The sequence below is a fragment of the Sphingobium sp. UBA5915 genome (assembly GCF_002431195.1).
Classification (GTDB): Bacteria; Pseudomonadota; Alphaproteobacteria; order Sphingomonadales; family Sphingomonadaceae; genus Sphingobium; species Sphingobium soli.
In genome coordinates, this window is the sequence record NZ_DJDV01000056.1 from 29,819 (window position 1) to 42,104 (window position 12,286).

Consider the following 12,286-nt stretch of genomic DNA (forward strand, 5'->3'; position numbering starts at 1 on the left):
GCTGCTCGACGTGACGCCGCTCAGCCTTGGCATCGAGACGCTGGGTGGCGTGTTCACCCGCATGATCGACCGCAACACCACGATCCCCGCCAAGAAGTCGCAGACCTATTCGACCGCTGACGATAATCAGCAGGCCGTGACGATCCGCGTGTTCCAGGGCGAGCGTGAAATGGCGGCGGACAACAAGCTGCTGGGCCAGTTCGACCTGGTCGGCATTCCGCCTGCGCCGCGTGGTGTGCCGCAGATCGAAGTCACTTTCGACATTGACGCCAACGGCCTGGTCAATGTGTCCGCCAAGGACAAGGGCACCGGCAAGGAACAGCAGATCCGCATTCAGGCCTCGGGTGGTCTTTCGGACTCCGACATCGACCAGATGGTCAAGGATGCCGAGCGCTTCGCTGAAGAGGACAAGAAGCGTCGTGAAGCGGCCGAAGCCAAGAACAACGCCGAGAGCCTGGTCCACACGACCGAGGCGCAGCTGGCCGAGCATGGTGACAAGGTCGATGCAAGCCTGAAGGGCGAGATCGAGACCGCCATCGCCGCGACCAAGTCCGCGATCGAGAGCGGCGACGCGGAAGCTATGAAGACCAAGGCACAGGAACTCGCCACGGTTGCCATGAAGCTGGGCCAGGCCATTTACGAGAAGGAACAGGCTGCGGCTGCTTCGCCGGAGGCCGACGCGCCCAAGGCGGACGATGATGTCGTCGACGCCGAATTCTCCGAAGTGGACGACAACAAGGCGTAAGCCGTTAGACTGTCCCCGCCGCGCGCGTGACACGCGGCGGTGGGTGCAGCCGGGAATGATATGACTGAAACGGACTATTATTCGCTGCTCGAGGTCGAGCGCACCGCAGACGGCGCGACCATCAAGAGCGCGTATCGCAAGCTCGCGATGAAATATCACCCGGATCGTACCGGGGGATGCACCGACAGCGAAGCCAAGTTTAAGGCCGTGTCGGAAGCCTATGAGTGCCTGAAAGACCCCCAGAAGCGGGCGGCCTATGACCGCTATGGCCATGCCGCCTATACCAATGCTCAGAACGGCGGAGGCGGCGGCGGGTTCCGTGGGCAGGCGGGCGGTTTTTCCGACCTTGGCGATATTTTCGAGACGATCTTCGGCCAGGCCGGCTTTGGCGGCGCGGGTGGCGGACGCCAGCAGCAGCGGCGCGGCGCGGACCTGCGCTACGACATGGAGATCAGCCTCGACGAAGCCTATCATGGCAAGCAGACCGACATTCAGATCGAAGTGTCGGCCGCCTGCGAAACCTGCGACGGGTCGGGCGCGCAACCGGGCACCGGGGTCAAGACCTGCGCAACCTGCCATGGACATGGCCAGGTGCGCGCGCAGCAGGGCTTCTTCGTGGTCGAGCGTACCTGTCCGTCCTGCCATGGCGCAGGGCAGGTGATCGAAAGCCCGTGCCGGTCGTGCCGGGGTGAGGGCCGTGTCGACAAACCCAAGTCGCTGTCGGTTTCCATCCCTGCCGGCGTGGATGAAGGCACGCGTATCCGCCTGTCGGGCGAGGGCGAAGCGGGCGCGCGGGGCGCACCGGCCGGCGACCTCTATATTTTCCTGCATGTGAAGCGCCATGCGATCTTCGAACGCGACGGCACGACTTTGTTCTGCCGCGCGCCGGTCAGCTTCACGACCGCTGCCTTGGGCGGGACAATTGAAGTGCCGGGGCTGGACGGCAGTCGGCACGAGATCAAGATCCCGGTCGGCATTCAGTCGGGCAAACAGATTCGCCAGCGCGGCGCGGGCATGCCGGTGCTCAATGGTCGCGGCCTTGGCGATCTGGTCATCCAGGTGGACGTCGAGACGCCGACGAAGCTGACCGCCAAGCAGCGCGAATTGCTCGAAGCCTTCCGCGAAACGGAAACGGGCGAAGAATGCCCGCAATCGACGGGATTTTTCTCCAAGCTCAAGGAAATGTGGGGGGATTGATTCCCCGCCCCAGTTCGCCACCCCCGTTCGGTTCGAGCGTGTTGAGAAATTGTTCTCGATACGCCGTCTTGGCTGCGCTCGATGGCTGCTCGAACTGAACGGGGGGGGTACAAAGCCTTCCGTTCCCGCCGCGCCCAGGCATAGATGGGCAGGCCCGCGAGCATCAGCAGGATGCTCGATCCGCTGGCGACGACGCCTGCACCCCATAAGGTCCAGAGCGCATAGCCCAGGCCGATGATCGCAGCCGGCATCACGAGCCGGAACCGCAGGCTGGCGAGCGCGAAGCCGACATAGAGCCACAGCGTCGCCGATGTCGCGAGCAGCGCCATCATGGTGAACAGCGCGACCAGCCCTTGCAGGCTGTTGGCGACCAGCATCAGGCTGGCGAGGATGGTGGACAGGATGAGGGCGCGGCGCGGCGTGCCGCGCGCGTCGGTGACGGCAAGCCAGCGGGGCAATTCGCCACCGCGCGCCATGGCCAGTGGGACTTCCCCCTGAAGCAACGTCCAGCCGTTGAGCGCGCCCAGGCAACTGACCACAACGAACATCGCCACAAGGCTGGCCGGACCCGGCGACCAATAATGGCTGACGAACGCGCCGAAGGGGGAGCCGGTCTGCGTCTGCGCCGCCGGCAATGTCAGCGCGATGCCGGAACAGACGATCAGGTAGATCAGCCCGGTCGCTGCCGTGCCGATCAACGTCGCGCGCGGGATGGTGCGCGCGGGGTCGCGCACCTTGTCGGCCGCAACGCTGGCCGATTCAAAGCCGAGCAGCGCCCAGAGCGTCAGCGCGGCCGACGCGGTGATGCCCGCGCCGGTCAGGCCCTGAGGCGGGAAGGGCGCAACCTCTGCCCGGCCGCTGCCCACTATCAGCAGCAGCAGGATCAGGACGACGATGATCGGGATGAGCTTGATCGCCGTGGTCCAGATCTGCGCCACGCCGGCCGCCCGTGCGCCGGCCAGATTGATGCCGGTCATCAGCCACAGAAATCCGATCGAACAGAGCGCGCCAAGGCCCGGCCGCGCCAGCACCGGCAGCAGGCTGCTCACATTCGCGGTGGCGGCGACCGCGATGGTGACATTGGTGATGATGAGGGAAATCCAGTAGGTCCACCCGATCGCGAAACCGGCCAGCGGGCCGAACGCGCGGGCGATCATCTGCGACGGGCTGGCATCCGGCATGGCGACGGTCAGCCGCGCGATGACGAAGGCCAGCACCAGCGACCCGGCGATGGTGAATATCCAGCCCGCCATCGCGTCCCAGCCGAAAGGAGCAAGGCTGGCCGGCAGCAGGAACACGCCCGACCCGATCATATTGCCCATCACCAGCGCGATGCAGGCGGCAAGGCCAAGCGTGCGGGAGGAGGCGCGCGATGACGATGCGGCGTCGGGCGGGGAAAGGGGGGCGGGCTGCATGGCGCTCGCCTTTAGTGCGGCGGCATGAGGAATGCCAGACAGGTGCGCCATCCCGGCGCCTGATCGTGGACATGGAGGACGGGCTGCATCAATCCGTTTTCCCCGGCATGACGTTCGCTCTTGTTCTGCTCGGCCTCGCCGGGGCCGCCGCCGTTTCGCCCATTTCCGGCGCGATCTCCAAAACGGAGGCCGACCATTATATCTGGGGCGGCATCAATGATGGATGGCATCTGGTGCAACGGCCGGACCTGTCGGTCATCGAGGAACGGTTGGCGCCCGGCGCGGCTGAGGTGCGCCATTATCATCGTGCCGCGCGTCAGTTTTTCTATGTTCTGGATGGCGCGCTGACGATGGAGATGGATGGACGGGTGTATCGGCTGACCAAGGGCCAGGGCGTGGAGATCGCGCCCGGCGTGCCCCATCAGGCGCGCAATGAAGAGGACGCGGCGGTTGCGATATTGGTCGTTTCCGCTCCCAAAAGCCATGGCGACCGGGTGGATGCGCCGCTCGCGGCGTCCTCCGACGCGGTGCCGGACTAGCAAAAACGGCCGGCCCATCGCTGGACCGGCCGCCGTGCAACCCCGCTCGGGTTGTGCCGTTACGCCGCTTGCGCCTCGACCTCTTCGGTCGCCGGCAGGCGAATGAGATAATCGAAGGCGGACAGGCCTGCGGTCGACCCCGCGCCCATCGCGATGACGATCTGCTTGTAGGGCACGGTCGTGCAGTCCCCGGCCGCGAAGATGCCGGGCTGGCTGGTTTCACCGCGCACGTCGATCTCGATTTCGCCGCGCGGGGACAAAGCGATCGCGTCCTTCAGCCATTCGGTGTTGGGGACAAGGCCGATCTGGACGAAAATGCCCTCCAGTTCGACATCATGTTCGGTGCCATGGTTGCGATCCTTGTAGGACAGGCCCGTCACCTTTTCGCCATTGCCGATGACCTGCGTGGTCATGGCCGATGTGATGATCTTCACATTGGGCAGGCTGGCGAGCTTGCGCTGGAGCACAGCGTCGGCGCGTAGCTGGCTGTCATATTCGATCAGCGTCACATGGGCGACGATTCCGGCGAGGTCGATCGCCGCCTCGACGCCGCTGTTTCCGCCGCCGATCACAGCCACGCGCTTGCCCTTGAAGAGCGGCCCGTCGCAGTGCGGGCAATAGGCGACGCCCTTGTTGCGATACTCGTCCTCGCCAGGCACGCCCATCTGGCGCCAGCGCGCGCCGGTCGACAGGATGACGGTGCGGCCTTTGAGCGACGCACCATTTTCCAGCACGACCTCATGATAGCCGCCTTCGGTCCTGGCCGGGATCAGCTTCGCCGCCTTTTGCAGGTTCATGACCTCGACGTCATAATCCTTCACATGGGCTTCCAGCGCGGAGGCGAGCTTGGGGCCTTCGGTACGGCTGACCGAGATGAAATTCTCGATATCCATGGTGTCGAGCACCTGGCCGCCAAAGCGTTCGGCCGCGACGCCGGTGCGGATGCCCTTGCGCGCCGCATAGATGGCGGCCGCAGCGCCGGCGGGGCCGCCGCCGACAACCAGCACCTCGAACGGGTCCTGGCGCTTGATCTTTTCGGCTGCGCGCGCTTCTGCGCCGCTGTCGATCTTGGCCACGATCTGCTCCAGTTCCATGCGGCCCTGACCGAAGGGTTCGCCGTTGAGGAAAATGGTGGGCACGGCCATGATCTTGCGCGCGTCGACCTCTTCCTTGAACAGGCCGCCGTCGATCGCGACGTGGCTGATGCGCGGGTTGAGCACGCTCATCAGGTTGAGCGCCTGCACTACGTCCGGGCAATTCTGGCAGGAGAGCGAGAAATAGGTTTCAAAGGCATAATCGCCGTCGAGGCCCTTCACCTGCTCGATCAGGTCCTGCGCCGCCTTTGACGGATGGCCGCCGACCTGGAGCAGGGCGAGCACCAGAGAGGTGAATTCATGCCCCATCGGGATGCCCGCAAAGGTCACGCCAATGTCCGTGCCGACACGGCGGATCATGAAGCTGGGCTTGCGCTGGGCATTGCCGGTAGCGACGGAAACATTTTCCGACAGCTCGGCAATTTCGTCCAGCAATTCCTTGAGTTCACGGGACTTCGCGCCTTCATCCAGCGACGCCACCAGCTCGATCGGCTGGGTGATGTTCGCCAGATAGCTTTTCAGCTGTCCCTTGAGATTTGCGTCCAACATATCTGTCTGGCTCCGTTGAAAGAAGGCGGGCCGCCGCTTGGGGAGAGGGAATGCGGCGGCCCGTTGCGGGGATGGTGCGACCCAAAGACCCCGGCAAAAACATCTTGTGGAATATCGTGCGAAGGCCCCGCCGGGTTCCCGCAAACGGGAAGCCGGCGGTCTTTACGCAGACGCCTGGCGCGCCTTAGATCTTTCCGACGAGGTCAAGCGAGGGCGCGAGCGTTTCGGCGCCTTCTTCCCACTTGGCGGGGCAGACTTCGCCCGGATGCGCGGCCCAATATTGGAGCGCCTTGACCTTGCGCAGCAGTTCAGCGGCGTTGCGGCCCACGCCTTCGGGCGTGATTTCTACGAGCTGGATCACGCCTTCGGGATCAAGCACGAAGGTGCCGCGATCCGCCAGGCCGACGCCTTCGCGCAGCACGCCGAACTGATTCGACAGCTGGTGGTTCTGGTCGCCGAGCATGTAATAGTTGATCTTGCCGATCGCCGGCGACGTGTCGTGCCAAGCCTTATGGCAGAAATGCGTGTCGGTCGAAACCGAATAGACCTCAACGTCCATGCCCTGGAGCGTCGGGTAGATGTCAGCCAGATCTTCCAGCTCGGTGGGGCAGACGAAGGTGAAATCGGCGGGATAGAAGAAGAATACGGCCCACTTGCCCTTCACATCGGCGTCGGTCACATCGACGAACTTGCCGTCCTTGTAAGCGGTGGCCTTGAAGGGCTGCAGGGGGGTGTTGATGAGAGCCATGGGCGCTGATTACCTCGCAAAATGTGTTGCAGTTGCGAACTCCATGTAGGGATGGGGCCCCCATAAGGGAAATTGGTTTTCTTGAACGGCTTGAGTGAGAAAAGCGATCAGAGCGCGCCTGACTTATCGACTTGTTCGTCATTTGCGCCAAGCCATTGCATCATCGCGGATTCTGCCATCGCCTGCGCCTCTTCCGCTGTAAAGCTGGACCGGTCGAGGCACAATTCCAACCATAGGCCGTCCACCAGTGCGGTGAGGCTGATGGCGGCGATCCGCTTTTGCGCCTGCGAAAGTTGGGGCGCGGCTTCGCCCAATAGTGTCTCCAACTGATGGCGCGTCCCGCCATAGACGTCGGCATGAACAGCGGCGATGGCGGGATCAGACGTGACCAGGCTCCAGAAGGCGATCCATGTGGCGAGCAGGTCCGGGTCCAATACCGGCGGGCGCAGATTGGCCAGCAGGCAGGCGCGGAGCCGATCGCGCGGATCATTGCCCGCCGACGCGATCGCGGCATCGAGCGCTGCCGAAACCCTGGCGCCCACATCGACATAGGTGGCAAGAATCAGTGCATCGACGCCCGGAAAATAATGGGTGAGCAGGCCGGACGACACGCCGGCCCTGGCGCAGATCGCACGGACGGACGTGCCGCCAATGCCCTTTTCCGCGAGGCAGCGGGCGGTAGCGTCGATCAACGCCTGACGCCGCACGTCGGGCGTTTCGCGCACGAAGCGCGCTCTTGCTCTTGGTCCTGCCGGTTGCGCCATGCCGTCTCCTTCCCATATTCCCCTTTGGACCCGCCCGACGCCCCCTGGCAAGCGGTGGACGGAGGATCGCCCGGCCGGGGCACGGGTTCGACAAGGCGGGTCAAGACAAGGAGATGATCATGCGCTTTTCCTCCATGCCGCAAGGCCTTGCCGGCGCGGCGCTGATGTTGCTGGCGAGCGGATGTTCCGGCGGGGCTGATCCGGACAGCGCGAACGGCAGCAACCAGGCCGCTGCGCCCGTCCCGACTATTGAGAATGTGGCCGAACCGGACGCGGTGGGCGCCGCGCCTGCGCCGACGGATCGGATGGCGACGGACGATTGGGTGGGGCGCTGGACCGGGCCGGAGGGACTGTTCCTCGACATTCAGCCATCGCCCGACGGCAAGCCGGGCCATTATGCCATCGCCAACAAGGATACGCTTGATCGGCAGGGTAACTATGACGGCGTCGCGGACGGGGCCATGATCCGCTTCGAGCGCGACGGCAAGGATTTGATGATCCGGCCGGGAACGGGCGCGGAAACGGGTTTTAAATGGCTGGCGGACAAGGAAAACTGCCTGATCGTCGTCGCTGGGCAGGAAGGCTATTGCCGCTGATGCGGGTCGGCATGCAGGTGAGGGAGGAAGGCCGAAGCCATGCTGCGTCAGGCCATATTCACGCCTGGCCGTGCCCGACTGCCATCGCATCGCAACGAAGGGGCTTGGCGGCCTTGCCTCTTGCCTCTATCGGGGCTTGGCTCTAGGGCATTGCCTTAACGGTTGTTCACAGACCACCAACGATATTTGTCAAGAAGGACCTCTCATGAGTGAGACCGCGGATCGCGTAAAGAAAATCGTCGTCGAGCATCTGGGCGTAGAAGCCGAAAAGGTGACCGAGGATGCCAGCTTCATCGACGATCTGGGCGCAGACAGCCTTGACATCGTCGAGCTGGTGATGGCGTTCGAAGAAGAATTCGGCGTCGAAATCCCCGACGACGCTGCCGAGAAGATCGCCACCGTCAAGGATGCGATCGATTATATCGACAGCAAGCAGTAATTTGTCCGCCCGGCCCGATCCTGAGAGGGAAGGGCCGCGCTGACGAACGAGAAACGGCTCCTCCTGTCCGGATTTCCGAGGCGTGGGGAGCCTTTTCATATCTGGCGCGCCGTTCACAAGCGCGCTTTCAGTAGCTACATGGGCGGCATAAGGTCCATGAATTTTCGGAGCTAGGATATGCGTCGTGTCGTCGTAACCGGCCTTGGCATGGTGAGCCCGCTGGGCGGGAATGTCGAAACCAGCTGGAAAAACATCATCGCGTCGAAATCGGGCGCGGCCACGATCACGCGCTTCGACGCGACCGATTATAAGTGCCGCATCGCCTGCGAAGTGAAGCCGGCCGATCACGAATATGGCTATGACGCGTCGCTGGACGTCGATCACAAGATCCAGCGCCAGGTCGATCCCTTCATCGTCTTTGGCATTTCGGCGGCCAGCGAAGCGCTGCGCGACGCGGGCCTGGACAATATGACCGAAGAAGAGCGGCTGCGCGCTGGCTGCTCGATCGGGTCGGGCATCGGCGGGCTGCCGGGTATCGAAAGCGAATCGCTGGTGCTGGCCAACAAGGGGCCAAGCCGTGTATCGCCGCATTTCGTTCACGGTCGCCTCATCAACCTCATCTCCGGCCAGGTTTCGATCAAATATGGCCTGATGGGGCCGAACCACGCGGTCGTCACCGCCTGTTCGACCGGCGCCCACTCGATCGGCGACGCCGCGCGTATGATCGCGATGGACGACGCCGACGTGATGCTGGCGGGCGGCGCGGAAAGCGCGATCTGCCCGATCGGCATTGCCGGCTTCGCCCAGGCGCGCGCGCTGTCGACCAACTTTAACGACACGCCCGAAAAGGCCAGCCGCCCCTATGACGTCAACCGCGACGGCTTCGTCATGGGCGAGGGCGCAGGCGTCGTCGTGCTGGAGGAATATGAGCGGGCCAAGGCACGCGGCGCGCATATCTACGCCGAAGTGATCGGCTATGGCCTGTCGGGCGACGCCTATCATGTCACCGCCCCGCATCCCGAAGGCAGCGGCGGCTATCGCTCGATGGAAATGGCGCTCCGGAAATCGGGGTTGTCGCTGGAAGATATCGACTATGTGAACGCGCATGGCACATCGACGCCGCTGGGCGACGAGCTGGAGCTGGGGGCGGTCAAGCGGTTGTTCGGCGACCATCTGTCGTCCATGTCGATGTCGTCGACCAAGTCGGCGATCGGCCACCTGCTGGGTGGCGCGGGCGCGGTGGAGAGCATTTTCTGCATCCTCGCCATGCGCGACCAGATCGTGCCGCCGACGCTGAACCTCGATGAACCCAGCGAAAGCTGCAAGGGTGTCGACCTGGTCCCGCACGTCGCCAAGGAGCGCAAGGTGCGCGCGGTGCTGAACAACAGCTTCGGCTTTGGCGGCACCAATGCGTCGCTGATCATGAAGGCGGTCTAAGGCTTATCCTCCCCGGCAAGGGGAGGATGCTTTAAGTGCGGGACGGACTGAAACCCATGGCAAGACGATCCCGCCCGAGCCCCACCCGCCGCATCGGCTGCGGCATCCTGCTAATTGGCCTTGCGGTGGCGGCGTTCATCGCTTTCCGCTTCGTCGCCGGTTGGAGCGAGGACGGGCCGGCGGCCAGGGAAGTCAGCATCACCGTGCCCGAAGGCGCGACCCTGTCCGATGCGGCCGTGCTGTTGAAGCAGGCGGGCGCGGTGCGATCGGCCGATGCCTTCCTGACCCGCGCCAAGGTCTTTGGCGGATCGACGCCGATCAAGGCGGGCGAGTTCGTCATCCCGGCACAGGCCAGCAACAAGGACATATTAGCGATCCTGCAGGGCGGGAAGACGCTGACCCGGCTTGTCACCATTCCCGAAGGCATGCCCTCGATCCTGGTGTATGAGCGGCTGATGGCGAACGACCAGCTGACCGGGGACATCCAGGTGCCCGAGGAAGGCAGCGTGCTGCCCGACAGCTATGCCTTCGACAAGGGCGAGCCGCGTGCCGCTGTGCTCAAACGCATGCAGGACGCGATGACGAAGCTGCTCGCCAAGCTATGGGCAGAGCGCGCGCCCGATCTGGTGGTGAACACCCCGCGCGAGGCGATCATCCTTGCCAGCATCGTCGAGAAGGAAACCGCCGTCGCCAAGGAACGGCCGATGGTCGCGGGCGTCTATGCCAACCGCCTGCGCGCGGGCATGATGCTCCAGGCCGATCCCACGATCATCTATCCGATCACGCGCGGCAAGCCGCTGGGGCGGCGAATCCGCAAGTCGGAAATCGCGGCGGTGAACGACTATAATACCTATGCCATGACCGGCCTGCCCAAGGGGCCGATCGCCAATCCCGGTCGCCTGTCGATCGTGGCGGTGCTGCACCCGGCGCAGACCAAGGCGCTGTATTTCGTGGCGGACGGGAAGGGCGGGCATATCTTTGCCGACAGCTTGCAGCAGCATAATGAGAATGTCCGCAAATGGTTCGAAATTCGCCGCGCGCGCGGCGAACTCTAGGCCCATTGGCGCATGCCGACGGGTCAGCGCAGCGCGCCCTTCGTCGCCATGGAGCGCGCATAGGCGAGTTGCACGATCGCAATCAGGATGACGACCGCGGGAAAGCCGGCCGCGACCATCAGGCCCTTTTGCGCGATCAGGTCGGTCATGCCGAGCGTATGGCCGAACTGCACCAGGACCGCGATCAGCGAGACGAGGAATAGCGGGACGGAGATGGTCCGGCGCATCAGTAGCGCCACCGCGCCCGCCGTGCCGGCCGCGACCGCCACGCCATAGACGATCCACAACCATGCGGGCATGGCGGCGAAGGCGCGGGCGGTGACGGGATCGGTCCGGGCAAGGTCGGTCAGGTCCATGCCATATTGCATGACGAAGGCCATCACCCCCATCAGGTTCCAGAGCAAGAGGATGATGCCGACGATTGTCAGGGAACGGGATGTGGACATGATGCGTGTTACCCCCACTTGACCGGCATCGCTTGCGGCCGGTTCGCGCCCGAATATATACCGAAAACAGCCGTGGCGATAGCAGTCCGGCCTTAAAGGAGAATGCTCTTATGCTGGGTCGATCCATCCCTGACGTCACACTCAAGACCCGGGTCCGCGATGACAGCGTCGAAGGGCCAAATCCCTTTCGCTGGCAGGAGGTCAGCACGGGCGATCTGTTCGCGGGAAAGCGGTCCGTCGTCTTTTCGCTGCCCGGAGCGTTCACGCCGACCTGCTCGACGGAACAATGCCCGGCCTTCGAACAATCGAGCGCGGCGCTGAGGGCGGCGGGCGCGGACGATGTCTATTGCGTGTCGGTCAACGACGCCTTCGTCATGTACCAGTGGGGTAAGCAGCTGGGCATCAAGTCGGTCAAGCTGTTGCCCGACGGATCGGGCGATTTCACGCGCCGCATGGGGATGCTGGTGAAGAAGGATCATCTGGGCTTTGGCGAGCGCAGCTGGCGCTACGCGATGGTCGTCGATGACGGCAGGATCGTCGCCTGGTTCGAGGAGCCGGGCATCAACGATGCGGGCGAGGATGACGATCCCTATGGCGAGACCAGCCCGGAGCCGGTGCTGGCTTGGCTGGCGGACAATCCACGCGCATGACGGATGGCGTGCCGGCCCCCATCATCGTCACGGCGTTGATGGGGGCGGCGGACTTCGCCTGGGCCGATGGTCTGCGCCGCGCGCATTTCCCGCCGGAGCGCAATTGGCTTGGCGCGCATATCACCTTGTTTCATCATCTGCCGCCCTCTGCCCTGGAGGAGGTTGCGGGGCGATTGAAACGCCTGGGCGCCGGACCGCGGCCCGCCGCGCGCCTGACCGACGTCATGCTGTTGGGGCGCGGGGTTGCCTATCGTGTCGAAAGCCCCGAGTTGCTGGCGATGCGCGCGGAACTGGCCGACGCCTTTGCCGGGATGCTGACGCCGCAGGATCAGGCGAAGCCGCGGCTGCATATCACGATCCAGAACAAGGTGACGCCGGACGCGGCGAAGGCGCTGGCAGATAAGCTGCGCGCCGACTTTCGCCCACGCCCCCTGGTCATCGCCGGGCTGGCCGCCTGGCACTATCGCGGCGGGCCGTGGGAAATGGCGATGAAGGCGATGTTCCGGGGGTAAGGGCAAGGGGCGTCGACCGGCCGATTGCGCCGGCGAAGAGCGGCAGGTGACTTTCCTGCAATCGCGTTCGAAATCCTTGCATTTGCGAAGTAGGGGCTGT

General features: G+C 64.2%; 13 protein-coding genes and 1 pseudogene. 9 read left to right on the top strand and 5 right to left on the bottom strand.

Going from position 1 to position 12,286, the window contains the following annotated elements; all coding sequences use genetic code 11:
- On the top strand, nucleotides 1-745 hold a 745-nt coding region (locus tag B2V90_RS08960), incomplete at its 5' end, for an Hsp70 family protein (protein WP_293920915.1).
- Nucleotides 746-805: 60 nt separating this feature from the next.
- Entirely contained in the window at nucleotides 806-1,942 is a 1,137-nt protein-coding gene (dnaJ, locus tag B2V90_RS08965; RefSeq protein ID WP_009822255.1) for a molecular chaperone DnaJ, read from the top strand.
- A gap of 113 nt (nucleotides 1,943-2,055) precedes the next feature.
- Here dnaJ and B2V90_RS08970 read toward each other — a convergent pair.
- Nucleotides 2,056-3,357, bottom strand: a pseudogene (locus B2V90_RS08970) (amino acid permease); the annotation flags it as partial.
- Between the two features lie 71 nt (nucleotides 3,358-3,428).
- On the opposite strand from B2V90_RS08970, the gene B2V90_RS08975 reads away from it, so the two are divergent.
- Nucleotides 3,429-3,896 (top strand): cupin domain-containing protein, encoded by a 468-nt coding sequence (locus tag B2V90_RS08975; protein ID WP_293920946.1) that lies wholly within the window; start codon nucleotides 3,429-3,431, stop codon nucleotides 3,894-3,896.
- A 59-nt stretch (nucleotides 3,897-3,955) separates the two neighbouring features.
- Here B2V90_RS08975 and ahpF read toward each other — a convergent pair whose 3' ends face one another.
- The 3 genes from ahpF to B2V90_RS08990 form a co-directional block, all read right to left on the bottom strand.
- The gene (ahpF, locus tag B2V90_RS08980) at nucleotides 3,956-5,539 is read right to left on the bottom strand and encodes an alkyl hydroperoxide reductase subunit F (RefSeq protein WP_228220846.1); all 1,584 of its coding nucleotides are present in this window, start codon (nucleotides 5,537-5,539) and stop codon (nucleotides 3,956-3,958) included.
- Between the two features lie 184 nt (nucleotides 5,540-5,723).
- A complete protein-coding gene (gene ahpC / locus B2V90_RS08985) occupies nucleotides 5,724-6,287 on the bottom strand; it encodes an alkyl hydroperoxide reductase subunit C (RefSeq protein ID WP_021226356.1) in 564 nt (187 codons plus the stop codon).
- A 107-nt stretch (nucleotides 6,288-6,394) separates the two neighbouring features.
- Nucleotides 6,395-7,051, bottom strand: coding sequence for a TetR family transcriptional regulator C-terminal domain-containing protein (locus B2V90_RS08990; protein ID WP_228220847.1), 657 nt, complete (start codon nucleotides 7,049-7,051; stop codon nucleotides 6,395-6,397).
- Nucleotides 7,052-7,170: 119 nt separating this feature from the next.
- Between B2V90_RS08990 and B2V90_RS08995 the strand changes: the two genes are divergently transcribed.
- From B2V90_RS08995 to mltG, 4 genes are all read left to right on the top strand, one after another.
- Entirely contained in the window at nucleotides 7,171-7,647 is a 477-nt protein-coding gene (locus B2V90_RS08995) for a hypothetical protein (protein WP_228220848.1), read from the top strand.
- A 205-nt stretch (nucleotides 7,648-7,852) separates the two neighbouring features.
- Nucleotides 7,853-8,086 (top strand): acyl carrier protein, encoded by a 234-nt coding sequence (locus B2V90_RS09000; RefSeq protein ID WP_007689016.1) that lies wholly within the window; start codon nucleotides 7,853-7,855, stop codon nucleotides 8,084-8,086.
- A 177-nt stretch (nucleotides 8,087-8,263) separates the two neighbouring features.
- Nucleotides 8,264-9,523 (top strand): beta-ketoacyl-ACP synthase II, encoded by a 1,260-nt coding sequence (gene fabF, locus B2V90_RS09005; protein WP_037542930.1) that lies wholly within the window; start codon nucleotides 8,264-8,266, stop codon nucleotides 9,521-9,523.
- 56 nt (nucleotides 9,524-9,579) lie between these two features.
- Nucleotides 9,580-10,578 carry an endolytic transglycosylase MltG gene (gene mltG, locus B2V90_RS09010; protein WP_228220849.1) on the top strand — a complete coding sequence of 333 codons (999 nt, stop codon included), beginning with the start codon at nucleotides 9,580-9,582 and terminating at the stop codon, nucleotides 10,576-10,578.
- Nucleotides 10,579-10,601: 23 nt separating this feature from the next.
- On the opposite strand, the gene B2V90_RS09015 is transcribed toward mltG, so the two are convergent.
- Nucleotides 10,602-11,024 (bottom strand): sugar transporter, encoded by a 423-nt coding sequence (locus B2V90_RS09015; RefSeq protein ID WP_228220850.1) that lies wholly within the window; start codon nucleotides 11,022-11,024, stop codon nucleotides 10,602-10,604.
- A gap of 110 nt (nucleotides 11,025-11,134) precedes the next feature.
- Here B2V90_RS09015 and B2V90_RS09020 point away from each other — a divergent pair, with 110 nt between their 5' ends.
- Both B2V90_RS09020 and B2V90_RS09025 read left to right on the top strand, forming a co-directional pair.
- Complete coding sequence (locus B2V90_RS09020; RefSeq protein ID WP_009822243.1) at nucleotides 11,135-11,674, top strand: peroxiredoxin; 540 nt, start codon at nucleotides 11,135-11,137, stop codon at nucleotides 11,672-11,674.
- Between the two features lie 8 nt (nucleotides 11,675-11,682).
- Nucleotides 11,683-12,186, top strand: coding sequence for a 2'-5' RNA ligase family protein (locus B2V90_RS09025; RefSeq protein ID WP_293920935.1), 504 nt, complete (start codon nucleotides 11,683-11,685; stop codon nucleotides 12,184-12,186).
- The last annotated feature ends 100 nt before the right edge of the window (nucleotides 12,187-12,286 follow it).

Excerpts from the sequence above, each read along its gene's own strand:
- dnaJ (WP_009822255.1), top strand. The coding sequence starts at position 806 with ATGACTGAAACGGACTATTATTCGCTGCTCGAGGTCGAGCGCACCGCA.
- B2V90_RS08975 (WP_293920946.1), top strand. The coding sequence starts at position 3,429 with ATGGAGGACGGGCTGCATCAATCCGTTTTCCCCGGCATGACGTTCGCT.
- ahpF (WP_228220846.1), bottom strand. The coding sequence starts at position 5,539 with ATGTTGGACGCAAATCTCAAGGGACAGCTGAAAAGCTATCTGGCGAAC.
- ahpC (WP_021226356.1), bottom strand. The coding sequence starts at position 6,287 with ATGGCTCTCATCAACACCCCCCTGCAGCCCTTCAAGGCCACCGCTTAC.
- B2V90_RS08990 (WP_228220847.1), bottom strand. The coding sequence starts at position 7,051 with ATGGCGCAACCGGCAGGACCAAGAGCAAGAGCGCGCTTCGTGCGCGAA.
- B2V90_RS08995 (WP_228220848.1), top strand. The coding sequence starts at position 7,171 with ATGCGCTTTTCCTCCATGCCGCAAGGCCTTGCCGGCGCGGCGCTGATG.
- B2V90_RS09000 (WP_007689016.1), top strand. The coding sequence starts at position 7,853 with ATGAGTGAGACCGCGGATCGCGTAAAGAAAATCGTCGTCGAGCATCTG.
- fabF (WP_037542930.1), top strand. The coding sequence starts at position 8,264 with ATGCGTCGTGTCGTCGTAACCGGCCTTGGCATGGTGAGCCCGCTGGGC.
- mltG (WP_228220849.1), top strand. The coding sequence starts at position 9,580 with ATGGCAAGACGATCCCGCCCGAGCCCCACCCGCCGCATCGGCTGCGGC.
- B2V90_RS09015 (WP_228220850.1), bottom strand. The coding sequence starts at position 11,024 with ATGTCCACATCCCGTTCCCTGACAATCGTCGGCATCATCCTCTTGCTC.
- B2V90_RS09020 (WP_009822243.1), top strand. The coding sequence starts at position 11,135 with ATGCTGGGTCGATCCATCCCTGACGTCACACTCAAGACCCGGGTCCGC.